This window comes from Burkholderia sp. SJZ089, assembly GCF_007828315.1.
Taxonomy (GTDB): domain Bacteria; phylum Pseudomonadota; class Gammaproteobacteria; order Burkholderiales; family Burkholderiaceae; genus Burkholderia; species Burkholderia gladioli.
The window spans coordinates 83254-105148 of record NZ_VIUM01000003.1 but is presented as its reverse complement, the minus strand read 5'-3'; the positions used below and the strand labels follow the sequence as shown (position 1 = coordinate 105148).

The 21895-nt window shown below is 68.8% G+C and carries 26 protein-coding genes; 10 read left to right on the top strand and 16 right to left on the bottom strand.

Annotated features, from left to right (window positions below; genetic code table 11):
* The first annotated feature begins 41 nt into the window (after positions 1-41).
* Complete coding sequence (locus FB600_RS06560; protein ID WP_145756399.1) at positions 42-932, top strand: LysR family transcriptional regulator; 891 nt, start codon at positions 42-44, stop codon at positions 930-932.
* A 109-nt stretch (positions 933-1041) separates the two neighbouring features.
* On the opposite strand, the gene FB600_RS06555 is transcribed toward FB600_RS06560, so the two are convergent.
* From FB600_RS06555 to FB600_RS37115, 10 genes are all read right to left on the bottom strand, one after another.
* Entirely contained in the window at positions 1042-1941 is a 900-nt protein-coding gene (locus tag FB600_RS06555) for a DUF3472 domain-containing protein (RefSeq protein ID WP_145756398.1), read from the bottom strand.
* A 213-nt stretch (positions 1942-2154) separates the two neighbouring features.
* A complete protein-coding gene (locus FB600_RS06550) occupies positions 2155-2853 on the bottom strand; it encodes a GNAT family N-acetyltransferase (RefSeq protein ID WP_145756397.1) in 699 nt (232 codons plus the stop codon).
* A gap of 69 nt (positions 2854-2922) precedes the next feature.
* Complete coding sequence (locus FB600_RS06545; RefSeq protein ID WP_046581106.1) at positions 2923-3882, bottom strand: glycosyltransferase family 2 protein; 960 nt, start codon at positions 3880-3882, stop codon at positions 2923-2925.
* A 443-nt stretch (positions 3883-4325) separates the two neighbouring features.
* Positions 4326-4631: a DUF2795 domain-containing protein gene (locus tag FB600_RS06540; protein WP_145756396.1), complete on the bottom strand. Its 306-nt coding sequence runs from the start codon at positions 4629-4631 to the stop codon at positions 4326-4328.
* A 46-nt stretch (positions 4632-4677) separates the two neighbouring features.
* The gene (locus FB600_RS06535; RefSeq protein ID WP_025099526.1) at positions 4678-4839 is read right to left on the bottom strand and encodes a DUF1328 family protein; all 162 of its coding nucleotides are present in this window, start codon (positions 4837-4839) and stop codon (positions 4678-4680) included.
* A gap of 46 nt (positions 4840-4885) precedes the next feature.
* Positions 4886-5074 carry a DUF3008 family protein gene (locus FB600_RS06530; protein WP_013688905.1) on the bottom strand — a complete coding sequence of 63 codons (189 nt, stop codon included), beginning with the start codon at positions 5072-5074 and terminating at the stop codon, positions 4886-4888.
* A gap of 68 nt (positions 5075-5142) precedes the next feature.
* Positions 5143-5454 (bottom strand): hypothetical protein, encoded by a 312-nt coding sequence (locus FB600_RS06525; protein WP_013688904.1) that lies wholly within the window; start codon positions 5452-5454, stop codon positions 5143-5145.
* Entirely contained in the window at positions 5451-5654 is a 204-nt protein-coding gene (locus FB600_RS06520; RefSeq protein ID WP_145756395.1) for a hypothetical protein, read from the bottom strand. Before FB600_RS06520 ends, FB600_RS06525 begins: the two co-directional genes overlap by 4 nt.
* A gap of 31 nt (positions 5655-5685) precedes the next feature.
* Entirely contained in the window at positions 5686-5988 is a 303-nt protein-coding gene (locus tag FB600_RS06515; protein WP_046581108.1) for a hypothetical protein, read from the bottom strand.
* A 152-nt stretch (positions 5989-6140) separates the two neighbouring features.
* Positions 6141-6305: a hypothetical protein gene (locus FB600_RS37115; protein WP_155296506.1), complete on the bottom strand. Its 165-nt coding sequence runs from the start codon at positions 6303-6305 to the stop codon at positions 6141-6143.
* 260 nt (positions 6306-6565) lie between these two features.
* Here FB600_RS37115 and FB600_RS06510 point away from each other — a divergent pair, with 260 nt between their 5' ends.
* Positions 6566-7084 carry a ferritin-like domain-containing protein gene (locus tag FB600_RS06510; RefSeq protein WP_013688902.1) on the top strand — a complete coding sequence of 173 codons (519 nt, stop codon included), beginning with the start codon at positions 6566-6568 and terminating at the stop codon, positions 7082-7084.
* Here FB600_RS06510 and FB600_RS38140 read toward each other — a convergent pair.
* The gene (locus FB600_RS38140) at positions 6981-7391 is read right to left on the bottom strand and encodes a DUF6566 family protein (RefSeq protein WP_409995212.1); all 411 of its coding nucleotides are present in this window, start codon (positions 7389-7391) and stop codon (positions 6981-6983) included. The genes FB600_RS06510 and FB600_RS38140 overlap by 104 nt on opposite strands.
* 118 nt (positions 7392-7509) lie before the next feature.
* Between FB600_RS38140 and FB600_RS06505 the strand changes: the two genes are divergently transcribed.
* Together FB600_RS06505 and FB600_RS06500 are read left to right on the top strand one after the other, a co-directional pair.
* Positions 7510-8013 (top strand): phage protein NinX family protein, encoded by a 504-nt coding sequence (locus FB600_RS06505; protein WP_145756394.1) that lies wholly within the window; start codon positions 7510-7512, stop codon positions 8011-8013.
* 95 nt (positions 8014-8108) lie between these two features.
* A complete protein-coding gene (locus FB600_RS06500) occupies positions 8109-9359 on the top strand; it encodes a phosphatidylserine decarboxylase family protein (protein WP_145756393.1) in 1251 nt (416 codons plus the stop codon).
* Positions 9360-9386: 27 nt separating this feature from the next.
* Here FB600_RS06500 and FB600_RS06495 read toward each other — a convergent pair whose 3' ends face one another.
* Positions 9387-10658: a sigma-54-dependent transcriptional regulator gene (locus tag FB600_RS06495; protein WP_105827713.1), complete on the bottom strand. Its 1272-nt coding sequence runs from the start codon at positions 10656-10658 to the stop codon at positions 9387-9389.
* A 629-nt stretch (positions 10659-11287) separates the two neighbouring features.
* On the opposite strand from FB600_RS06495, the gene FB600_RS06490 reads away from it, so the two are divergent.
* A complete protein-coding gene (locus FB600_RS06490; RefSeq protein WP_096752211.1) occupies positions 11288-11713 on the top strand; it encodes a CBS domain-containing protein in 426 nt (141 codons plus the stop codon).
* A gap of 45 nt (positions 11714-11758) precedes the next feature.
* On the top strand, positions 11759-12226 hold the full coding sequence (locus FB600_RS06485) for a PRC-barrel domain-containing protein (RefSeq protein WP_096752210.1): 468 nt from the start codon (positions 11759-11761) through the stop codon (positions 12224-12226).
* A gap of 126 nt (positions 12227-12352) precedes the next feature.
* On the opposite strand, the gene FB600_RS06480 is transcribed toward FB600_RS06485, so the two are convergent.
* Positions 12353-12847 carry a BON domain-containing protein gene (locus FB600_RS06480; protein WP_164467695.1) on the bottom strand — a complete coding sequence of 165 codons (495 nt, stop codon included), beginning with the start codon at positions 12845-12847 and terminating at the stop codon, positions 12353-12355.
* A gap of 121 nt (positions 12848-12968) precedes the next feature.
* Here FB600_RS06480 and FB600_RS06475 point away from each other — a divergent pair, with 121 nt between their 5' ends.
* Positions 12969-13694, top strand: a complete 726-nt coding sequence (locus FB600_RS06475) for an MgtC/SapB family protein (protein ID WP_145756392.1) — start codon at positions 12969-12971, stop codon at positions 13692-13694.
* Positions 13695-13699: 5 nt separating this feature from the next.
* Positions 13700-14620 carry a cation diffusion facilitator family transporter gene (locus FB600_RS06470; protein ID WP_098151480.1) on the top strand — a complete coding sequence of 307 codons (921 nt, stop codon included), beginning with the start codon at positions 13700-13702 and terminating at the stop codon, positions 14618-14620.
* 21 nt (positions 14621-14641) lie between these two features.
* Here FB600_RS06470 and FB600_RS06465 read toward each other — a convergent pair whose 3' ends face one another.
* From FB600_RS06465 to FB600_RS06455, 3 genes are read right to left on the bottom strand one after another with little or no spacing between them, the layout of a single operon-like run.
* Complete coding sequence (locus FB600_RS06465; RefSeq protein WP_145756391.1) at positions 14642-16321, bottom strand: efflux transporter outer membrane subunit; 1680 nt, start codon at positions 16319-16321, stop codon at positions 14642-14644.
* A 2-nt stretch (positions 16322-16323) separates the two neighbouring features.
* Positions 16324-17976: a DHA2 family efflux MFS transporter permease subunit gene (locus FB600_RS06460; RefSeq protein ID WP_098151478.1), complete on the bottom strand. Its 1653-nt coding sequence runs from the start codon at positions 17974-17976 to the stop codon at positions 16324-16326.
* Positions 17973-19328, bottom strand: coding sequence for an HlyD family secretion protein (locus tag FB600_RS06455; RefSeq protein WP_098151477.1), 1356 nt, complete (start codon positions 19326-19328; stop codon positions 17973-17975). The genes FB600_RS06460 and FB600_RS06455 overlap by 4 nt, the downstream gene beginning before the upstream one ends.
* Positions 19329-19647: 319 nt before the next feature.
* Here FB600_RS06455 and FB600_RS06450 point away from each other — a divergent pair, with 319 nt between their 5' ends.
* Positions 19648-21456 carry a thiamine pyrophosphate-requiring protein gene (locus FB600_RS06450; RefSeq protein WP_145756390.1) on the top strand — a complete coding sequence of 603 codons (1809 nt, stop codon included), beginning with the start codon at positions 19648-19650 and terminating at the stop codon, positions 21454-21456.
* Positions 21457-21491: 35 nt separating this feature from the next.
* Positions 21492-21887, top strand: coding sequence for a DUF3175 domain-containing protein (locus tag FB600_RS06445; RefSeq protein ID WP_096752202.1), 396 nt, complete (start codon positions 21492-21494; stop codon positions 21885-21887).
* The last annotated feature ends 8 nt before the right edge of the window (positions 21888-21895 follow it).

Sequence of the window (21895 nt, the reverse complement as noted above, 5' to 3'; positions counted from 1 at the left end):
GAAAAAGTCAGTAGATATCAGATAAATTGAGAGGTCGGGCCGTGAATTTCTCCAACGACAGCATCGAACTGTTCCTGGCCGTGATCGACAGCGGCTCGTTTTCCGCGGCGGCGCGTTCGCTCGGCAAGGTGCCCTCGGCCGTGAGCATGGCGATCGCCAACCTGGAGGCCGAGCTCGGTTACGCCCTGTTCGACCGCGGCCGCCGCGAGCCGGTGCCCACCGCGATGGGCGCCGCGCTGGTGCCGCATGCGCGGCTGGCCCTCGAGCAATTCCGGCGGCTTCGCATGCATGCGCTGCAGCTGTCGCAGGGGCTGGAAAGCAGGCTGTCGATCGCGGTCGCCACCGATATCGACAAGCAGCCGCTGCTGGCCGCCGTCGGCCAGCTGACCGACCGGCACCCGCTGCTCGAAATCGAAATCCTCACGGCCCCCCAGGACGACACGCGGCAACTGCTTCACGGCCGGCGCGTGGACCTGTGCATCGCCTACGCGGGCCTCGCCGTCGACGTGCGGGAGCACTTCCAATACGTCGGCAGCGAGCGGCTGACCGCCTGCATCGGCCCGCGGCATCCGCAGTTGAAAGCGGGCGGCGATACCTTCCTGGAGGACCTGGTGCAGGTCCGGCAGATCCTGGTGGCCAGCCGCGACCTGCCGCTGGCCGACAGCCGGCCGCTGGTCGGGCAATCGTGCTGGCGCACCGACAGCCTGGCGATGGCGATCGAGATGGTGGAATCGGGCCTGGGCTGGGGCAACTTCCCGCTGTCGGCCATCGCGCCGCTGCTGCGCGATGGCCGCCTTCAGCGGCTGCAGTTCAAGAACATCGAGAACGGGCTGTCGATGCCGGTGCATGCAATGTGGCTGCGGGAGCGGCCGTTGCAGCAGGGCGCCGCGGCTCTGGTCGGAACGCTCGGCGAGATGGCCAAGCAGCTCTGAGCGATTCGCCGAGTCCGGCGCCTCCATTCGCGATGCCCCGCGCACTGGCCCGGCGATCGAGCCGTGCCATGCGTCGAGGCATCGCTCGCTCATACCGCCGGCGACGCGATCAATGCGCCGCTTCGATCTTGATATGCAGGTCGCCGCGCTGATTGACGTCGGAACTGTAGACGTAATCGCTCGACGGACACGCCGAACTCGTGTACCACGGCGTGCCATTGACGATCCGGTCACCATTGGCAGCGACCGGCGCGCCGAACACCACCTCGGCCGTCGGCAACGCGGCGCAATTCTCCAGGCCCAGGTAATACTCGACGAAGCTGCGCCCCAGCGAATTGCTGCTGTCATGCGTGTGCACGATGCCGCCATAACTCTCGGGCACCCGATACGAGCCGATCGGATAGACGGTATGCGTCGAGGTGTCTTCCACCGTACCGATCCAGACCGTCTTGTCGACCGTGTCGCGGTAGACGTGAAAGTTGTAGGTCACGTTGGCCTTGTAGGGAATCTTGGTCCCGCAGGTGACGCCGGGCCCATTGTCCGCACCGCTTCCGCAATGCGTGGTGTCCACCACCTTCGCCGCGCCGCTGAAATTCGAGAATCGCACATCGGCGGTGCCGTCCGTATGCGGTTGCAGGCCGGTATAGGCTTCGCCGTCGGAACCCTTGAAGCCGTAATCCTGCGCGAAGTAATAACCGGTCTTGGCAATGTCGTTTAGTACCGTAATGGGAAACACGATATCGGTGATTTCGAAATTCGGATTCGACGTATCGGGCACATAAGCATTGAAGATATGGCCGGGCGTGACGGCCATGGCGAATTGCATGCAAAACGTGGCGCACGCGGCCACACCAGCGGACTTGGCGATCGACATCATTCCCCCAGGTAAAAGACGACCCGAGCGCTTCAGCGAAAGCGGCCGACAGGAAGCCCTGCCGCACGATTCGGCATGGCGATCGACACTCGGGATCGAGTGACAGGATTTTGAAACTCGGTCAACTTGCTGCAATGCCACTCCGGAAAATCGGCTCGGCAGGGCTAACTCTAGCAACAAGAATTGGCTTTTCAAAGACGGAATGGACAATGCGAACGCCGGATTGTCTTTCTCGCGGAATTGCTCGATTCAAGTACGGAATTGGAAATCCGCGTCCATATCGATTATTGCGACATGGCATCGCCGGCTCCGCGCGCCGCGCACATACCGCAGCTTCGCCGCGTGGCCTCAGCGCCTCACCAGCGTCAAGCCATGGAACTGCTTGCGCCGCTCGAAGCCGAGCTTCCCGTACAAGGCGATCGCCCCGGTATTCGCCTGGAACACGTGCAGGAACGGCAGCTCGCCGCGCGCCACGATCTGGCGCGCGGCGAACTTCACCAGGCGCTCGGCGTAACGCTGCCCGCGATGCTCGGGACGCACGCAGACGGCGCTGATCTCGGTATGGCCCGGCACATGCAGGCGCTCGCCCGCCATCGCGACCAGCACGCCGTCGCGCCACACGCCGTAGTAGCGGCCCATCTCGTGCGTGCGAGCCTCGTAGGGGCCGGGCCGAGTCAATGCAACCAGTCCCGCCATCGCACCCGCGTCGCGTTCCTCGAGCAGGACGAAACCGTCGTCGGCCTCGTCGCGCAGTACCAGCAAAATCATCTGGTCGAGCACGCCCTCGCCCTTCACCTCGAATTCGTCGGAGGGATGCAGGGTCTGCTCGCCGGCCACCATCACCAGTTCGCCCGGTTGCGTGAGCGCGGCCAGGGCGCGCCAGTTCTCCGGCGCGTCGGCCGTGATCGCGGCCAGCGGCGAAACCTCGGGATGGAAGCGGCGCGCGAGATCGCCGCCGATCGACCAGTGGGCCTGGTGGGTAGTCAGGGCTTGCCAGATCGCGTTGTCGAGAACACGGAGGTCGGAGTCGCGGGATTCGGTTTTCATGGGCTGTCGGTCGTGGTCGGGCATCGGCGCGCAAGGCGCCTGCCGACCAGAACGGATCGCCCCGTCCGTTTATTCCATGCCCGCCGCCGGCAGGGCGTGCCGCCCCTTCCAGATCATCAGCAGGTGGTAGTAGAGCCGCGGGCTCAGCCCGAAACGGTAAGCGTAGAGATTGCGCAGCGCGATCGCCAGGCTGGTGCGCGGCTCGTGGTTGCGCGCGTAGAGCGACACCACGATCGGCACCAGCCGGCGCAGCGCGAGCCGCCGGGCCGGCTCCAGGTCGGGCGGCAGCGCCAGCTCGTTGACGAAGCGCCAAGCCATCAGCGAAGCCGAGCGCATCGTGTGGCGCGTGGCCTGCGAGATCGAGGCATCGGTTTCGCGGTAGCAGGAGACGAATTCGTCGAGATAGCAGATCCGCTCCGCGGCAAGACAAAGACGCGTATTGAATACATAGTCGCAACAGGAGCCGTAGGTCTCCTCATAACCGATTCGTCTGACCAGCTCGGCATTGGCAAGCCAGCCGTTGTTCGGAAACATCTGCACCAGACCGGCCCGGCCCGGCTGCGCCTGCAGGCCAGCCGCCGCGGCATTGCGATGGAACATCTGGTTCATGCGCCGCGTGGCCGCGCGGCTGATGCGGCCGTCGTGGTCCACCACGTACTGCTTGCCGAAGGCGGCGTCGAGGCCGGGATGGCGCTGCCATAGCGCCAGCAATTGCTCCACGCCATGCTCGAGCAGGAAATCGTCGTCGTGCAGCAGCAGGATCTTGTCGCCGCTGGCATGCGCGAACAGGCTCGTCACGTTGCGCGCCTGGCCGAGCCCCGGCCGGTTGCGGCGGTAGCGCACGCGCGGGTCGTCGCCGTAGCGACGGCGGATCAGGCGCTCGGTGGCGTCGTCGGGCGAATCGTCGCCGATCACGACCTCGAGGTTGCGGTGGGTCTGCGCGAGACACGAATCAATGCACTGGCCGATCAGGTGGGCTCGGCGATAAGTCGGTACGCAGATCGAAACTTTGATGGAGGGGGCGGTCATCTGGCGCTTCCGCACGAAAGGTGATCGATGGGCATCTGCAAACAAGCTTTCTGTCGGTCGTCATGATCGGGAGAAAAAAATATAAAGAAATGGAAAATAATCGCGCGTAAGGGAAGCCCCGGATGCCGGGCCGGGCAAGCGTTTTTGGGGATCGGTAAAGGGTGGTCGAAGTGACTGGCGGCGCGGCCCGCCGGGGCGCCGCGGGCGGCAATTCCGACCGGCCGGGCACACTTCGTTGCACGATTCGCAGCATCGCGCGCGGGTGATTCGAGGAATGATTCCGTGCTCGCGATACCAAGCAATCCTTACATCGTGCGAAGCAAGGTTACCGAATGCGAACGAGGGAAGCGTTGAGCGAAAGCTCGCGGGCGGGAGGAAACGTGGCGGGCGGGAAATAGCCGAAAGAGAGGAGCGCGAGACGCGCCCGTCTCTTCCGGGTGGGATCACATCAGTTTCGCGAGTTCCTTCGCGACCGATGCCGGGCTCGCGTATTCGCGATCGGGGATCCGCAGCAGCCCCTCGACCAGCGGGCCGGCGGCATGCGCGTCGCGCGCGCGGCGCACCAGGTCGGCCTTCACGGCCGGATAGTCGACGCCCTTGAGGGCCTTCTGCAGGTCCACCAGGCCCGGCGGCTTGTCGTGGCCGGCCTGGTGGCCGCCCTTGTCATGGTCCTGCTGCGCACGTTCGCCCTCGTGCGCGCGGGAGCGGCTCAACTCGTGCCCGGTGTGCTGGCGATGGCTCGATGTCATGGCAAACCTCCTCGTAGACGGTTCGACAATGGGATGCCTGCCCGCCTCATCGGCGCATGCGTCCCATTACGAGCGAGACGATGAACAGGATCAGGAAGATGACGAACAGGATCTTCGCGATCGATGCGGCGCCGGCGGCAATCCCGCCGAAACCGAAGAAGGCCGCGATGATGGCGATCACGAAAAAAACCACGGCGTAGTAGAGCATATGAACCTCCCCATTCGGGTTGTTAAAGGCGTGGACAGGCTGCGGATCAGGCGTCGTGCTTGTGATGCGGTTTACCGCGTGTCTTGGTGGAGGCGAAATCCTCCAGTTGCTTCTTGTTCATCGATTCGTACATCGATTTCGATGCCGGCTTCAGCGAACTCTTCTTCGTCTCGCCGCGCTTGGCGGCCAGCGCGGCGCCGGCCGCGCGCTGCTGGGCTTGTGACTTGGCTGGCATGACATTCCTCCGTGATGGCAGTGCCGAGAGACAATGCAAACACCGTGCCCGGTGCAGGAGCCCGTCGCTCAGAACCGGCTCACATGGAAATCGGCGGCGATCGCGTTCGGGCCGCGACGCGCGAAGGCCTGCGCGAAACCCTCGCCGATGCGCGTGAGCGCGGCGCGCTGGTGCTGGATGTCCCAATGCTCGAACTGCTCGTAGGCGTGCGCGTCGAAGCTGATCGTCACGCTGGCCGGCTGGCCGTCGAGATCGAAGCCCACGTGCAGGCCGCCCGAGGTGGTCGGTTCGATATCGAACGGCATCTCGCGCGCCTCGAAATAGCGGCCGATCGTTTCGGCGATGTCCCGGCGCGGGCCGGGTTCGACACGGATACTCATCGCGGACCTCCTGGTTCGGCAAGGCAGGCCGGGGCGCCCCGGCCGCGCACGGGCGGCACGGGCTCGTCGACAGGTTCGTGGAACGGCTCGGGCACCTCGTCGGGCCGCGGGCCCGGGCCGGGCGGCTCGGCCGGATCCGGCTCGGGGATGTCCGGCGTGCCGGGCTCGGGCCGGTGCATGCGCAAGGCTGGGTTGGTCATGATTCGCTCCGGGTTCCAGGGTAGGCCGCGCTCAATCGACATAGGCCGCCATCACCAGCCACAACGCGCGCCCGCCGTCGTCGACTGGCGCCGCCAGCGCATTCCGGTCTTGCGGCGTACAGGCACGGCGCAGGGCGCGCTGCGCGTCCTCGGGCGCCTCGAACACGGTGTCGTCGAGCCGTTCGACGCCGGCCTTGTCCGCGAACATCGAACGTTGCGGGCGCGCCATCAAGGGCTCGCGCTGCCAGGCGCGAAACCGGTCGCGCACCGAGTCGAAGGTCCCGCCGCATACGTTCACCTCGTAGTGCACGTCGAGGTTGGGTTTCTCGCTCATGTTCCTCTCCTTGCCAAGGGCGCCGCCGCCGATGCCGCCATTCGCGATAAGCGGGCGCGACGCGATGGTTGCACCCGCATCGATTCGATCCGGAGGCGGGCGGGCGCGCGAAACCAGAAACCAGACTCGCCGCCGCTTCCGGCCCCGGGGCGCTAACGCCTGCGATCCGGCCCCGCCGGTTCGCCGCTTTCCACGGGCACTGCCATCGACCAGCCACCGACCAGCACCGTGCCGGCGGCCATCGCCGTGAATCGCAGCAGCTTCCGAAACTTCGCCTGCATGCGGCACGCCTCTCGAATCGTCGTGCCTTTCTTCAAGCAAGCTCCGTTCCGATCCACGCCGGACCAGCCCATGCGAGCCCGCGCGCCGGCGCCGCTCCGGCTGTGTGACTTTGACAATCGATTGCAAAAAGCGCAGGGCCCGATGCGCACCGCCCGCCCCGGCCGTGTCGCGGCGCGGGCTCGGCGCTTGCATGCGACGGGGCGCGACGCGCCCGCGTCGTAGCTGCACTGCAGCATCGCAGCCCCTTATCGACCTCAACCGGGACGGCCAGGCCGCCGCCCGACGGGAGCATGAAATGGCACACACGAAACGCTCGGTCGACGAGCATCTCGACGAATGGCTGCGCGACGCGCACGCGATGGAGGAACAGGCCGGCACCCTGCTCACCGCGATGGCGCGGCGGCTCGAACACTATCCGGAACTGAAGGCCCGCATCGAGCAGCATCTCGGCGATACGCGGGAGCAGCAGCGGCTGGTTCGCGAGTGCGTCGGCCGGCGCGGCAGCGACGTGTCGGTTCTGAAGGATTTCGGCGCGCGCAGCCTGGCGGCACTGCAGGCCTTCACCGCCATGTTCTCCACCGACGAGGTGATCAAGAACGCCATCTCCGGTTTTGCCTTCGAGAACTTCGAGGTGGCCGCCTACCGGACGCTGATCACGGCCGCGCGCGCCGCCGGCGACGCGCAGACGCTGGCGATCTGCGAACGCATCCTCAGCGAGGAGGTGGCGATGGCGAACTGGATGGAGCAGCATCTGCCGGAGATCGTGAACGCCTACCTGGCACGCAGCCAGGCAGAGGCTTCGACGCCGCAGTAGGCGAAGGAGAGCCCGCGCGAGGCGCCTGGCGGCGCTCACGTCCCCAGGCGGCCGCCGCTCGAGCCGGCGGCGGCGCCTCGCCCGCGTCGATGACCTCGCGCCCGCGAGCGAGGCCGGCGCGCACCGCCTCGGCCTCGCTCGGCCATTCGGGTTCGTGCTGTCCAGGCAGGACCCTGCCGTGCCCGGCCTCGTCGCGCGCGATGCTCACGCGCGGCAGCCACGCACCGCGCGGGCCGCGCACGACCGTCACCGCGATCACATGGTTCCGGTAAGTGTCGCTCGTCACCGTCCTGTCGATATCGTTCATGGCGGGGCTCCGCTCGAAGCTTGGTCTCGAGCGGGGCGCAGCGCGCATGCCCGCGCGCCGCCGCCCCGGCGGGTATGGCCGATGCTGCGCCAGGAAGGTTTCCACTCCGGAGCCCGCCATGCGGATCGACCGACTCGACGCGCGTGAACTCGACTACTGGACCGCCCGCGCCCTGGCGCGAGACGAGCTGCCGCTGATCTTCGTCGCCGTCGAACCGGACATCGTGGTCACCGTCGCCAGCGGCGGCTTCAGGCGCATGGACAGCCGCTTTTCCCCCGCCGCCGAGTGGGCCGACGCCGCCGTGGTGCTGGAGCGCGTGGTCGAGTTGCGCTCGACGCGGGTGGGCGAGGCTCGGGCCAGCGTGACGGCAAGCTTCGCCGGTGACGGCACCGCCGCCACGCATGACGCCCACGGCGAGGGCGAGAACCTGCGCCACGCGCTGCTGCGGGCCTTCATTCGCGCGCGATTCGGCGACACGGTCGAGCCGGTGCCGACCGAACCGCATGCCGTCAGCAACGGCCGCGTCACGCCGCATCGGGCCGGCGCGCCGCTGCCCCGCGACGGCGAGCGCCGCGACGCCCCGCACGATCCGAACGAAATCGGCGCCTTGCCGCGGCCGTGACGGCCAGGCGACACCGCGCCCGACGAACCGGCAATGACGGCTCGCCCGATGAAACATACGACGAAAACAACCGACGGAACGACAGGGAGACGAGCATGCCATCGATCCAGGGCCCTGCCCGAAGCACGCGCCGCCGCCTCGGCGACTGGCTCGCGAGCGAGGAGCTGCACATGACGGCCTATCGCCGCCAGCTCGCGCGCGACGCCTATGCGCAGGCGGGCAACCGTCCGCGCGCGGCGGCGGTGGCCGAACTCGCCACGCTGTTCGAGCGCGACGCGGTGCTGCGCATGAGCCTGACGCGCTCGATAGGGGAAGCCGAAACGGCCGGCTACGCGCTGGGCTACAACAACATCGACGACCTGATGACGATACTCGACTACGTGATGCGCTACGCGCCGCCGTTCAGCGAGACCAGCCTGATCGTCTGCCCGATCAATGCCCTGCTCGACTGGCCGATGTGCATGCCGTCGGGCTATCCGCTGTTCCGCGACGAGGCCGTCAACACGCAACTGGGCCGCGTGCTGTCGACCTGGTGCGATTTCCTCTCGGGCCCGCATTCGCGCGAGCATCTCCACGAAAACGGCCCGAACGGCTGGTTCTGTCCGGAAGCACGCCAGCGAATGGAGCTCGATGCCTTTCGCTGCCGCCCGGACGAGCCGCATTGGGGCTTCGACTCATGGAACCACTTCTTCACGCGGCGGCTGCGCGAGGACGCGCGTCCGGTCGCCGAGCCGGGCGATCCGCGCGTGGTGATCAGCGCCTGCGAGGCGGCGCCCTACCAGATCGCCGGCCGCGTGCAGCGCGTCGACGACTTCTGGATCAAGGCGCAGCCCTATTCGATCCGCGACATGCTCACGCCGAACCATGCGCTGCTGGCCGAGCGCTTCGTGGGCGGCGACGTCTACCAGGCCTACCTGAGCGCCTGGAACTACCATCGCTGGCACGCGCCGGTCGGCGGCACCGTCACGCATGCCTATCGCGTGGCGGGCAGCTATTTCTCGGCGGCGGACGTGGAGGGCCGCGATCCGGCCGGCCTCAACGATTCGCAGGGCTACATGACGGCGGTAGCCACCCGCGCGGTGGTGGTGATCGAATGCGAGGACCCCGGCATGGGCTCGGTGGCCTGCGTGTTCGTGGGGATGGGCGACGTGTCCTCGTGCGTGATCGACGTGCATCCCGGGCAGCGCCTGGCGAAGGGCGACGAGCTCGGTTATTTCCAATACGGCGGCTCGACCTTCTGCCTGCTGTTCGAGCCCGACGTGATCGGGCATTTCCTGGTGGAGGCCGCCCCGGATCGCGACTCGGGCGTGGTGCCCGTCAACGCCGCCATCGCGGTGGCCCGCTGAGGGCCCGCGCCAGCGCCGGGCGGCGCCTCAGCGCTTGATGGTGGGCTTGTCGCCCTGCACGGCGATGCCGTCATGGACGGCCCGCAGCCCCGCGTCGACCAGCTCGGCCGCCTGGGCGCGCAGTCCCTCGCCATGGGCCTCGCTCATCACCGGCGGCGGCAGCACGGCAATCTCCTCGCCGTCGGCGAAGATGCTGGCGCGCTGCACGAAATTGCGCAACTCGCGCACGTTGCCGGGCCAGTCGTATTTCGTCAGCGCCCGCCTGGCGTTGTCGCTGAACACCATCGCGCGGCCGCTGTCGAGATTGAGCTGGCGCAGGAAGGCCTCCGCCAGCAGGACGATGTCCTCGCCGCGCTCGCGCAAGGGCGGCATCGCCAGCGGAAACACGTTGATGCGGTGATAGAGATCGGGCCGCAGCACGCCGGCCTCGACCGCGCCGGCCGGATCGCGATTGGTGGCGGCCACGATGCGCACATTCACGCTGGTCTCGCGCGAGGAGCCGAGCCGCATCACCTGCCCCGTCTCGAGCACGCGCAACAGCTTGACCTGCAGCTCGAAGGGCATCTCGGTGATCTCGTCGAGGAACAGCGTGCCGCCGTCGGCGCGCTCGAAGAAACCCTTGTGCTGGCGGTCCGCGCCGGTGAAGCTGCCGCGGTCGTGGCCGAACATCTCGCTCTCGACCAGGTTGGCCGGAATCGCGCCGCAATTGACGGCCACGAAGGGCCCCTGCTTGCGGAAGCTGAGCTCGTGGACGGTCTGCGCGGCCAGCTCCTTGCCGGTACCGGATTCGCCCGTCAGCATCACCGAAGCCTCGGTGGCCGCCACGCGCGCGAGCGCGTCGTACATGCGGCACATGGCCGGCGACTTGCCCAGCATGCGGCCGAAGCGGCCGGCGCGCTCGAGGTCCGAGCGCAGCGCCTCCACCTCGCCCTGCCGCGCTTCTGCCTGCGCGACGCGCTTGAACAGGGTATCGAGCCGCCCCATCTGGAACGGCTTGATCAGGTAGTCGGAAGCACCCTGCCGCATCGCGTCGATGGCGGTATCGAGCGTGGCGTGGCCGGTCGCGAACACCAGCTCGGGCGGCGTGTCCTGCCTGGGAAAATCGTCGAACAACTCGATCCCGTTGCCGTCGGGCAGGATCAGGTCGCACAGCACCAGGTCGTAGGACTGGTTGCGCATCTGCGAGCGCGCCTCGCCGAGCGTGGCGGCGCAATCGCAAGGTAATTGCCGCGTCTGGGCCAGCGCGGCAAGCATTTCTCGGGTGTCGGCATCGTCATCGACGATCAGCACACGTGGCATGAAATCTCCTGTTGGAGCATTCCGGCATGGCACCGTCCGCCCCTCGCGCCGAAGCGCCGGGAGGCCAGGAATATTCACGGTCAGGAAACGGTGGAAGCGGAAATGCGGAAAACCGGCGTCTTGCCCTCGGGCGTGACGTCTGAGCGAATGACCTATGCCTACAGCAAAGCAGATCGAACGCCGCCATGCTATCGGATATTCCTATCTGCCTCGACCTGGAGCATTGCGAGAATCAATCCCCGAAAGGCATCTTTTTCAATGGTTTCGGGGAACGAAATGATCGACCCGCGCGCAGCGTGCCATTACGCGGGGTCGTTTCGCCATTCGCAGCGCTGCGATCGCAAACGTCATCGGTCCGCTCGACGATCTGCAAACTCGAAACATTTCGTATCAGCGGGGCAAGCTTCGTCCGACCCGCAATTTCCCGACCGAATTCCACTGCACCGACATGGCATCGGTTCCGCGCGCCGGCGCGCCACGGCAATCCCACGGCAATCATTACCAAGCGTTGTAAATCGTTCGCGCGATGGATCGCCACGTAGGCCGGCCGCGCCGCCGCTGGCGGCGCGCGAGGCGGCACGCGAATTGCACTAGTAGTGCATTCGCCAGGAAACCGACGGAGGCAAGCGATGCAACGCATCAACCAGATCATGTCCCGCGAGATCATCCATCTCGCGCCGACCGACACGATCGAGCATGCGGCGCAGCTGATGGCGCGCCACGACGTGGGCGCCCTGCCCGTGTGCGACGGCACGCGCGTGGTCGGCATGGTGACCGACCGCGATCTCGTCACGCGCGCGCTGGCGCTGGGCAAGGGTGGCCAGGCCATCGTGCGCGAAGTGACCTCGGTGCCGATCGAGACCTGCCGCGAGCATGAATCGGTCGATACGGTCCTGCAGCGGATGGCTTCGGCGCAGATGCGCCGGCTGCCCGTGATCTCGCGCGAGCTGGAGTTGGTCGGCATGGTGTCGATCGGCGATGTCGCCACGCGCGGCGACGTATCCGAACGCGGCGCGATCGGTGAAACGCTCGACTACGTCTCGCAACCGCGCTGAAGCGTGCCGCGCCCGCCGTTCCCATTCACCGACAGGAAGACCTCGATGACGCCCGCCACCCCCGATCCCCTGCGCGATGCCGATGCGCCCCACCCGCGCCGCACCACGGCGCTCGCCCACCTGCTCGACGGCACGCTCGCGCGCAGCTCCGACGGGGAAACCATCGGCCATGTCAGCAACGCCATCCTCGATCTGCGCGGCGGGCGCATCGTCTATGTGCTGGTCGCCCTGGTGCCGATCGAGGAAAGCGTGCATGCGCGCCGGCTCGTGATGGTGCCGTGGGAATACGTCACGCTCGACGCCGACGCCGGCGGCCTGCAGATCGCCGCCTCGGCGGCCATCGTGCGCGGCGCGCCCGCGCTCGATCTGGACGACTGGCTCGGCTCGACCGACACGGTCTGGGAAGACCGCATGGCGGCCTATTACCAGGGCGTCGGCACGCCTCGCGCGCATAGCTTCGCCGAGGAACTGGGCCTGCGCTCCCCGGTGCCACAGGCACGCGGCCGATACTGATCCCGTCTCTCTCAGGGCGTCGCTCGACGCCGTTTGAACGGGCGAAGTCGACGACTTCGCCCGTTTTTTTCCATTGCCCGCGCCCGGCGAATCACGCTCGCCAGGCGCATCAGGTACGCCAGGCGCCTAGCGCGGCACCACCCGCAGCCGGTTGCGGATCTCGCGTACCGCGCCGCAACGCGCCACCGCCAGCTCGATCGCCTCGCTCATCGACTGGGACGGCACCGTGCCGTCGAGCGTGACGCAAGCCTGCCGCACGTCGATCGCGATATCGTCGGCGCCGCGCACCATGCCGGTGCTCAACTGGCGATCCAGTTCGTCGCGAATCGAGGCATCGGCGTCGAGGCGATGTTCGCGCGAGACCGGCGGCAGCGCGGCGCCGGTCGGCTTCGCGATGCCGCCGCGCACCTCGGCGGCGGCGCGCATCATGCCCGCCTGCCGGTAGGCGCCCGGCACGTGGCGGATCTCGGAAGCGCCGGTCGGCAAGGCGCCGGGCCGGGCCCACCAGTCGGGGCAGGCGACCGGGTCGGACGGATCGGCGGCGCGCTGGCGTTCACCGGCCGCGGCCGGATCGGACGACTCGCCGGCACGGCGCCGGCGACTGGAATCGGATGTTGTCATGGCGTACCTCCGTATCGTGTCGGGTTGGTCCCCGCCCCCGTGCATGCAACCTGCATGCCATGCGCGGACGGGCACGAGCGTTGCGGCCCCCCTCGTATCGACGCCCTCCCGACCGCCCCGTATGCAAACGATGCCGCTCGTGCTGCAACCCTTCGACATCGCCGCCCGGATCGCCGTCTGCCTGATCGCCGGCGCGATCATCGGCCTGAATCGCGGCGAGTCCGGCAAGGCGGCCGGGCTGCGCACCGTCATGCTGGTCTGCCTAGCCGCCTGCCTGGCGATGCTGCAGGTCAACCTGCTGCTGCCCCAGGACGGCAAGGGCAGCCAATCCTTCGCCGTGCTCGACCTGATGCGGCTGCCGCTCGGGATCCTGTCGGGGGTCGGCTTCATCGGCGCGGGCGCGATCCTGCGCAAGGACGGCCTGGTCACCGGCCTGACCACGGCCGCCACGCTGTGGTTCGTGACCGTGATCGGCCTGTGCGCGGGCGGGGGCCAATTGGCCCTGGCCGCGCTCGGCACCGTGCTCGGTTTCGGCATCCTGACCGGCATGAAGGCGCTCGAGCAGCGCCTGCCGCACAAGCGGCACGCCTGGCTGTCGATCGACGAAACGGCGCCCGCCGCCCAAGCCGAAGCCAGCGCGCGCACCGCCGCCATGCTCGAACGACTCGACGGCCTGGACTGCCGGATCCGGCGCGCCGGCACCCAGGCCCAGGCCGAATCCGGCGCGCTGCGCCGCCGCTTCGACCTGAGCTGGATCGCGCCCGCCCGCGACGATCCGGTCGAGCAGGCGATCGACGAGTTCGTGCGCGACAGCGGCGGCGGGGCGAGCTGGTCGATCCGGGAGTGACGGGCATGGCCGCCGCCGTGCCGCGCGCCGTCTACTACGCGCTGGTCTCGAACCTGGCCGTGGCCGCCTGCAAGTACGCGGCGGCCGGCTACACCAACTCCGGCTCGGCCTACGCCGAGGCGATCCATTCCAGCGCCGACTGCCTGAACCAGATCCTGCTGCTGGCGGGCGCCCGCGCGGCCGCCACGCGCCCCGACGCGGAGCACCCGCTCGGCTTCGGCCGCGTGAACGACTTCTACGCGATGCTGGTGGCCACCCAGATCTTCATCGTGGGCGGCCTGGCCTCGGCGGCGGTGGGCGCGCTGCGGCTGGTGCATCGCTCGCCCGTCGAGCACGGCGGCGTGGTGATCGCGGTGCTGCTGATATCGGGCGTGATCGAAACCATCGCGCTGAAGGCCTCGATCGGCACCATCGAGCGGCGCGGCCGGCCCGGCACCCTGCTGCGCTGGATGCGCGAGACCGGGCAGCCCGCGCTGCTGCTGGCGGTGATCGAGGATGCCGCGGCGCTGGGCGGGATCCTCGCCTCGCTGCTGGCGGTGTCGCTCGCGCTCGCCACCGGCGAGCCGGCCTACGACGCGTTCGGCGGCATCGCCGTGGGCCTGATCCTGATGGCCAGCGCGGCCTTCGCGATGGGCAAGATCAAGTCGCTGATCGTCGGCGAATCGGCGCACGAGAGCACGCGGCACGAGATGCAGGCCTGGCTCGAGCACCGGCCCGAGGTGGTGCGCGTGATCTCGCTGGTGGTGCTGCGCTGGTCGGACGAGCACGTGGTGGCCGTGCAGGCGGTGCTGCGCCCGCATCCGAGCGCCGACGCGCTGGTGCGCACCATCAACGAGATCGAGCTGGCGCTGCGCGAGTCGTTTCCGCGCGCGCGCTGGATCTACTTCGAGCCCGAGCTGCACGAGCACGGGCATCATCCGATCTGAGCCGCCACGCCCGCCGGCGGCTCAATGCGCGTTCGCCACCGAGGCCGCGCTGGCCGCGCGCGGATCGCCGGGCTCGGCAGCCGTGGCACCGTCGGTCTGCCAGCCGCCGCCCAGCGCCTTGTAGAGCGAGACCAGGTCGGTGGTGGTCTGCACCGCGCCCTGCAAGGCCTGCTGCCGCGCCTCGGACCATTGCCGCTCGGCATCGAGCACGTCCAGGTAGGGCACGATGCCCTTGCGATAGCTGTCGCGCGCCAGGTCGAGCGCGCCGCCCTCGGCCCTGGCGGCATCGTCGAGCGCGGCGTGGCGCGACTGATCGGTGCGATAGACCGCCAACGCGTTGTCGACATCGCGCAGTGCCACCAGCACCGCGCGCCGGTAGGCCAGCGCCGCCTCCTGCTGCTGCGCCTCCGACAGCCTCAGGTTCGAGACCAGCGCGCCGCCCTGGAAGATCGGCAGCGAGATCGCCGGCCCGGCCGAATAGAACAGATGCGACCACTGCGCGAGCTCGCGTACGTGCGTGGAGCGCAGGCCGATCTGCCCGGTCAGCGAGATGTCGGGATAGAACTGCGCGACCGCCACGCCGACCTGGGCCGTGGCCGCGTGCAGCTCCAGCTCCGCGCGCCGCACGTCGGGACGCCGGCGCGCCAATGTGGAAGGCAGCCCGACCGGCACCGTCGGCGGCAGCCCCGGCAGCGCGGCCGGCGCCTCGAGCAACTCGTCGAGCGTGCCGGGCGCGCCGCCCACCAGATAGGCCAGGCCGTTGCGCAGCATCGCGAGCTGCTGGTCGTATTGCGGAAGCTGCGCGCGGATCTGCGCCAGGCGCGCGTCGGCGCTGCGCACGTCGAGCTGGCTGGTCAGCCCGTGCGCGGCGCGATCGCGCGTGAGGTCGAGAAAGTCCTGCTGCGATTGCGCCAGTTCCAGCGTCAGCGCGCGCAATGCCTGCGCGCCGCGATACTGCAGGTAGGTCTGCGCGACCTCGGCCTCCAGCGAGAGCAGCGCGTCGTCGCGGCCGGCCACCGCCGCGCCGGTTTCCGCGCCGGCTGCCTCCACCGAGCGCCGCACGCGCCCGAACAGGTCGAGCTCCCAGGACGCGTCGAAGCCGGCCTGCCAGAGATTGGTCGGCGAGGACAGCGAATCGATCGCCTTGTCCGCGCCCTGGCGGACCGCCGCGCCGCCGCCGGGTACCGCGCCCGCCAGCGCCGAACCCGGCGCGCTCAGGCGGTCGATCTGGTCGTTCACGCCCTCGTCCTGCAGGATGCCCTTGATGCCGAGCTGCTCGCGCTGGTAGCTGGCGGTGGCGCGCACGTTCGGCAGCCCTTGCGCGGCCGCCTGGTGCAACTGCTCGCGTGCCTCGGCAATGCGCATCACGGCGGTCCGCACGTCGAGATTGTCGCGCGCGGCGCGATCCACCAACTGGTCGAGCAGCGGATCGTGGAAGGCGCGCCACCAGCGCGGATCGGGATCGGCATCCACCACCGGGCTGGAAGTGACGCCGGGCGCGGAGGCGGCCGAGGCGGAGGTGGCCGCGGCCGCGCTCGCCGCCTGCAGGTCGTGCCATTGCGCCGGCGCATTCGCCTGCGGCGGCTTGAAGTCCGGGCCGACCGTGCAGGCCGCCAGCGATAAAAAGGCAACTGCGGTAGCCATGGCAGCCGCGGCGGCCGGCATCGATGGGAACCCCGGCCGGATAAAACGTCGTGTCATCGTCAATGTCCTCCTCCACCGCCCGCCGCCTTCGCCGGCGTGAACAGGAAGGTCAGCGGGATGCAGGCGGCGCAGAACACCGCCAGGATCGCGAATACGTCGATATAGGCAAGGATGGTGGCCTGCGAGACGAAGGTCTCGTAGAGCCTGCCGTTGGCGGTTTGCAGCGCCGCCGAGGGCGGCACGCCCGACAGCGCGCTGATCGATTGCGCATTGCGCTGCAACGCGTCCTGGAAGTTCTGCGAGAGCGGCGACATGTGCTCGGACAGATGCGCCATGCGCGCCTGCGCGCGCTCGCGGATCAGCGCGGTCGACACCGAGATGCCGATCGAGCCGGCCACGTTGCGGAACATCGTGAACAGCGCCGAGGCGTCGTCGTTGAGGCGCTGCGGGATGGTCAGGTAGGCCAGCGTGGTGATCGGCACGAACAGGAAGCCGATCGCCATCGACTGCGCACAGCGGATGACCATCAGGTGGCGGTAGTCGATGTCGGGCACCAGCGTGCGCGAATAGACCAGCGAGGCGGCCAGCAGCACGAAGCCGGTGCCCACCAGGTAGCGCGTCTGCACGTGCGGCATCAGCCGGCTGACGATCGGGATCTCCAGGGTGATCAGGATCGCGCCCGGCGAGAGCACCAGCCCGGCGAGCGTCGCCGTGTAGCCGAGCTGCTGCTGGGCGAGCTGCGGCACGATCACGGCGCTGCCGTACAGCACCGCCGCGAACATCGCGATGGTGATGCAGCCGAGCAGGAAGTTGCGGTCGCGCAGGCAGGCCAGGTCCACCACCGGCTTCTTCGCGTAGCGCAGCCAGAGCCCGGCGCCGGTCAATCCCGCCACCGCCAGCACCGCGAAGATGCGGATGAAGTTCGAGCCGAACCAGTCCTCGTCCTCGCCGCGATCGAGCATCACCTGCAGGCAGCCCAGCCCGATCGCGATCAGGCCGATGCCGATGTAGTCGATGCGGATGCCGCGCTGGCCGTCGCGCCGCCAGGGCGGGTCCTCCACCAGCTGCATCACCGCCAGCACGGTGAGGATCCCCACCGGCACGTTGAGCAGGAACACCCAGCGCCACGAGAAGGTATCGGTGATCCAGCCGCCCAGGGTCGGCCCCAGCACCGGCGCCACCACGATCGCTATCGCCGAGATCGAGAAGGCGCGGTTGCGCTGCTCGGGCGGGAAGGTGTCGAGGATGATCGACTGCTGGTTCGGCTGCAGGCCGCCACCGAACAGCCCCTGCAGGATGCGGAACACGATCAGTTGGCCGAGGTTGGTGGCGATCCCGCACAGGAAGGAGCACACCGTGAAGGCCGCGATGCAGATCACGAAGTAGCGCTTGCGGCCCAGCAGCCGGCCCAGGAAGCCCGAGATCGGCAGCACGATGCCGTTGGCCACCAGGTAGGAGGTGAGCGTCCAGGTGGCCTCGTCGTAGCTGGCCGACATGGTGCCGGCGATATGCGGCAGCGCGACGTTGACGATGGTGGTGTCGAGCACCTCCATGAAGGCCGCCAGCGTGACCACGATGGCGATCAGCCAGGGGTTCGAGGCGGGGCGCCAGGCCTGGCCGTCGCCGCCTCCGTCGCCCTTGCCCTTCGCGTTGCCGCCGCCCTTGCCGTTGCCCTTGCCGCCTTCGTCGGCGGTCACGTTCGCGCCGCTCATGGCAGGTGCACCGTCGGCTCGACCGACAGGCCCAGGCCGAGCGGCGGGTTGGTCGGCATCGGCCCGTCCAGCACGATCTTGACCGGCACGCGCTGCACGATCTTCACGAAGTTGCCGGTGGCGTTCTCGGCCGGGAAGGCCGAGAAGCGCGAGCCGCTGCCGAGCTGGATGCTGTCGACGTGGCCGTGCAGGTCGAGATCGGGATAGGCGTCGACCGACACGTCCACCTTGTCGCCGATGCGCATGCGCTCGAGCTGCGACTCCTTGAAGTTGGCGGTGATCCAGATGCGCGGCGTGACGAGCGAGAAGATCGAGCTGCCGGTCTGCAGGAAGCTGCCGAGCTGCACGTTACGGCGCGTGACCCAGCCGTCCGAGGGCGCGCGGATCTCGCAGTAGGACAGGTTCAGCTCGGCCTGCTCGCGCTGCGCCTGGGCCTGCAGGACCTGCTGGCGGCGCTCCTCGATGGTGCTCTCGACCTGGCGCAACTGCTGCGGCACCAGCGCGGCCGTGCGCGCCTGGGCGCGCGCCATCGCCACGTTGGCGTCGGCGCTGGCGCTTTGCGCGTCGGCCGCGTCGACCTGCTGCTTCGAGGTGGCGCGCATGTCCACCGCGTGCTGGCGTTGCTGGGCGGCCAGCGCCTGCTTGTAGGTGGCCTCGGCCGATTCGATCTGGGCACGCGCCTGCGCGTATTGCGCGGGGTACTGCACGCGCGCGATGTCGAGCTGTACCTGCGCCGAGCTCAGCTGCGCGCGCGCCAGGCCGAGCTGCGCGTCGGCCGAGTCGAGCTGGGCGCGGTAGTCGCGCGGGTCGATCTGCACCAGCAGGTCGCCGCGATGGACGTAGGTGTTGTCGTCGACGTTCAGGCGCGTGACGTAGCCCGAGACATGCGGCGCGATGGTGACGGCGTTGCCGTCGGTGTAGGCGTCGTCGGTGCTGACCTGGTTGCGCGTCATCAGCCACCACACCAGCGCGACGATCAGCAGGACCACCACCACGATGGCCAGGATGATGATCGGCTTCTTGCCGGGGCGCTTGCGCTTGCCGTTGCCGTCCTGGTCCGGGTCGTCGTCCTCCTTGCCGTCGCCATTGCCGTCCTTGCCGCCCTTGCCTCCACCGCCCTCGTCGTGGTTGCCGTCGCCGCCCGTGTTGCGGCGGTCGTCGCCGTCGCGCGGGCGATCGTTGCCTCCGCCACCATCGCTGCTCGGCGTGTCGGCGTCGCGGTCGTCGGCATCGCGGCCGTCCGCGGCGCGCGCGCCGCCGTTGCCATGGGTTTCACCTTCGCCGTCCCGGCTCAGGAACGCGGCGCTGACACGCGGCATCAAGGGCAATGGAAATACGGTCACTTCGGACATCGCACAGCTCTCCCCAATCGGAATCGCCTCGCACGAACCCGCGCGAGACAGCATCGGGGCTGCCGAGCAAGCCGCGGGCCCGCTGGGAAATCGGCCGCGCAGCCTTGCCCGACGGGGCGCCGCTGCGATCCCAGTGCGCCGGATGACGCGGTGCGGCATCGCGGTTGGCGGTTTTTACAAGCGCTCGTGTCGGCAGGCATGGCCAATGCATTTTCGCGATGCGAGATGCCGCCGGGATACGGCCGCGCCGGCGCCATTTCCACGGCACGGTGCTTGCGCACCCATCGGCACCAGCACATCGAACCGAGGGAGAACGCGCATGACCACCGTTTCCGACTTCATCGTCGAACGCCTCGCCGAATGGGGCGTCGATCGCATCTACGGCTACCCCGGCGACGGCATCAACGGCCTGTTCGGCGCGCTGAACCGCGCCGGTGGCAAGATCGAATTCATCCAGGCGCGCCACGAGGAGATGGCGGCCTTCATGGCCTCAGCGCATGCAAAATTTACAGGCAAGCTCGGCGTGTGCATCGCCACCTCGGGCCCAGGCGCCTCGCACCTGATCACCGGCCTCTACGACGCGCGGCTCGATCACATGCCGGTGCTGGCGATCGTCGGCCAGCAGGCGCGCGCGGCGATCGGCGGCCATTACCAGCAGGAACTCGACCTGGCGGCGATGTTCAAGGACGTGGCCGGCGCCTTCGTGCAGCAGGCCAGCGTGCCGGGCCAGGTGCGCCACCTGGTCGATCGCGCGGTGCGCACGGCGATCGGCGCGCGCACCGTCACCGCGCTGATCCTGCCGAACGACCTGCAGGAACTCGACTACGCGCCGCCCAAGCGCGCGCACGGCACCGTGCATTCCGGCGTCGGCTACACGCGCCCGAAGGTGGTGCCCTATCCCGAGGATTTGAAACGTGCCGCCGAGGTGCTCAATGCCGGCTCGAAGGTGGCGATGCTGGTGGGCGCGGGCGCGCTCGGCGCCACCGAGCAGGTGATCGCGGTGGCGGACCGGCTCGGTGCCGGCGCGGCCAAGGCGCTGCTCGGCAAGGCCGCGCTGCCCGACGCGCTGCCCTGGGTGACGGGCTCGATCGGCCTGCTCGGCACCAAGCCCAGCTACGAGCTGATGAACGAATGCGACACGCTGCTGATGATCGGCTCCGGCTTCCCCTACGCGGAATTCCTGCCCAAGGAAGGCCAGGCGCGCGGCGTGCAGATCGACCTGAAGGCCGACATGCTGAGCCTGCGCTACCCGATGGAGGTCAACCTGGTGGGCGACGCGGCCGAGACGCTCGACCTGCTGCTGCCGCTGCTGGAGCCGCGCGCCGACCATCGCTGGCGCGAGCGCATCGGCCGCTGGACCGACGAATGGCAGGGCACGCTGGCCAAGCGCGCCGCCGCCGACGCGAGCCCGGGCCGCGGCGTCAATCCGCAGCGCGCCTTCACCGAGCTGTCGCCGCGCCTGCCCGACGACGTGATCCTCACCAGCGATTCGGGCTCCTGCGCGAACTGGTACGCGCGCGACCTGCAGATGCGGCGCGGCATGATGGGTTCCTTGTCGGGCGGGCTGGCGTCGATGGGCGCGGCCGTGCCTTACGCGATCGCCGCCAAGTTCGCGTTTCCGGTCAGGCCGGTGATCGCCATGGTGGGCGACGGCGCGATGCAGATGAACAACATGGCCGAGCTGATCACGGTCGCCAAATACTGGCGGCAATGGGCCGATCCGCGCTGGATCTGCATGGTGCTCAACAACGAGGACCTGAACCAGGTCACCTGGGAGCAGCGCGTGATGGAGGGCGACCCGAAGTTCGAGGCCTCGCAGCAGGTGCCGAACGTGCCGTATCACCGCTTCGCCGAGATGATCGGGCTGAAGGGCATCTACGTGGACGACCCGGCGCGCCTGGGCGAAGCCTGGGACGAGGCGCTGGCCTCGCAGCGCCCGGTGGTGCTCGAAGTGAAGAGCGACCCCGAGGTGCCGCCGCTGCCGCCGCATGTCACGCTGCAGCAGGCGAAGCACTTCGCGGAGACGCTGGTGAAGGGCGACCCGCGCGAACGCGGCGTGATCGTCGAGACCGCCAGGCAAGTGCTGTCGGCGGTACTGCCTTCCGGCGGCGGCAAGTCGGGCGAATGACCTCCCCCGCAATTTCTTTCGAAGGAGCCGAAACCATGAGCGAAACCTCATCCTCCTCGCACAAGCCGGCGGCGCACCGGCGTTCGCAAGGCAAGCGCCCCGCCGGCAAGCACTCGACGCGGCGCCCCGGACGCGGGCGCACCGCCGGCTCGCGCTCGCCCAAGCGCTGGTCGGCCGCCGTCAACGCCCGCAGCGACGCGCTCGACATCGAATCCGACATCTTCAAGTCCGACGATCCTAAGGCGATCGCGGCCTCGCTGAAACGCTCGGCCGAGCACAGCCGGCGCCGCAAGGCCTCGCCGTTCCAGTCGGCCATGTCGATGCTGAACTTCTACGTGAACCGGGCCGGCCGCAACCTGCCGAAATCGCGGCGCACGACGCTGGAGCGCTCCAAGCGGGCGCTGCGCGAGGCCTTCGGCCGCAAGCCGTGACGGCGGCG

Bases quoted from the DNA above. Each gene is read 5' to 3' on its own strand.
- FB600_RS06545 (WP_046581106.1), bottom strand. From the start codon at position 3,882: ATGACCGCCCCCTCCATCAAAGTTTCGATCTGCGTACCGACTTATCGC.
- FB600_RS06535 (WP_025099526.1), bottom strand. From the start codon at position 4,839: ATGCTCTACTACGCCGTGGTTTTTTTCGTGATCGCCATCATCGCGGCC.
- FB600_RS06450 (WP_145756390.1), top strand. From the start codon at position 19,648: ATGACCACCGTTTCCGACTTCATCGTCGAACGCCTCGCCGAATGGGGC.
- FB600_RS06550 (WP_145756397.1), bottom strand. From the start codon at position 2,853: ATGAAAACCGAATCCCGCGACTCCGACCTCCGTGTTCTCGACAACGCG.
- FB600_RS06525 (WP_013688904.1), bottom strand. From the start codon at position 5,454: ATGAGTATCCGTGTCGAACCCGGCCCGCGCCGGGACATCGCCGAAACG.
- FB600_RS06510 (WP_013688902.1), top strand. From the start codon at position 6,566: ATGGCACACACGAAACGCTCGGTCGACGAGCATCTCGACGAATGGCTG.
- FB600_RS06515 (WP_046581108.1), bottom strand. From the start codon at position 5,988: ATGAGCGAGAAACCCAACCTCGACGTGCACTACGAGGTGAACGTATGC.
- FB600_RS06465 (WP_145756391.1), bottom strand. From the start codon at position 16,321: ATGACACGACGTTTTATCCGGCCGGGGTTCCCATCGATGCCGGCCGCC.
- FB600_RS06500 (WP_145756393.1), top strand. From the start codon at position 8,109: ATGCCATCGATCCAGGGCCCTGCCCGAAGCACGCGCCGCCGCCTCGGC.
- FB600_RS06475 (WP_145756392.1), top strand. From the start codon at position 12,969: ATGCAAACGATGCCGCTCGTGCTGCAACCCTTCGACATCGCCGCCCGG.
- FB600_RS06495 (WP_105827713.1), bottom strand. From the start codon at position 10,658: ATGCCACGTGTGCTGATCGTCGATGACGATGCCGACACCCGAGAAATG.
- FB600_RS06520 (WP_145756395.1), bottom strand. From the start codon at position 5,654: ATGACCAACCCAGCCTTGCGCATGCACCGGCCCGAGCCCGGCACGCCG.
- FB600_RS06530 (WP_013688905.1), bottom strand. From the start codon at position 5,074: ATGCCAGCCAAGTCACAAGCCCAGCAGCGCGCGGCCGGCGCCGCGCTG.
- FB600_RS06455 (WP_098151477.1), bottom strand. From the start codon at position 19,328: ATGTCCGAAGTGACCGTATTTCCATTGCCCTTGATGCCGCGTGTCAGC.
- FB600_RS06470 (WP_098151480.1), top strand. From the start codon at position 13,700: ATGGCCGCCGCCGTGCCGCGCGCCGTCTACTACGCGCTGGTCTCGAAC.
- FB600_RS06540 (WP_145756396.1), bottom strand. From the start codon at position 4,631: ATGACATCGAGCCATCGCCAGCACACCGGGCACGAGTTGAGCCGCTCC.
- FB600_RS06460 (WP_098151478.1), bottom strand. From the start codon at position 17,976: ATGAGCGGCGCGAACGTGACCGCCGACGAAGGCGGCAAGGGCAACGGC.
- FB600_RS06490 (WP_096752211.1), top strand. From the start codon at position 11,288: ATGCAACGCATCAACCAGATCATGTCCCGCGAGATCATCCATCTCGCG.
- FB600_RS38140 (WP_409995212.1), bottom strand. From the start codon at position 7,391: ATGAACGATATCGACAGGACGGTGACGAGCGACACTTACCGGAACCAT.
- FB600_RS06505 (WP_145756394.1), top strand. From the start codon at position 7,510: ATGCGGATCGACCGACTCGACGCGCGTGAACTCGACTACTGGACCGCC.
- FB600_RS06485 (WP_096752210.1), top strand. From the start codon at position 11,759: ATGACGCCCGCCACCCCCGATCCCCTGCGCGATGCCGATGCGCCCCAC.
- FB600_RS06480 (WP_164467695.1), bottom strand. From the start codon at position 12,847: ATGACAACATCCGATTCCAGTCGCCGGCGCCGTGCCGGCGAGTCGTCC.
- FB600_RS06445 (WP_096752202.1), top strand. From the start codon at position 21,492: ATGAGCGAAACCTCATCCTCCTCGCACAAGCCGGCGGCGCACCGGCGT.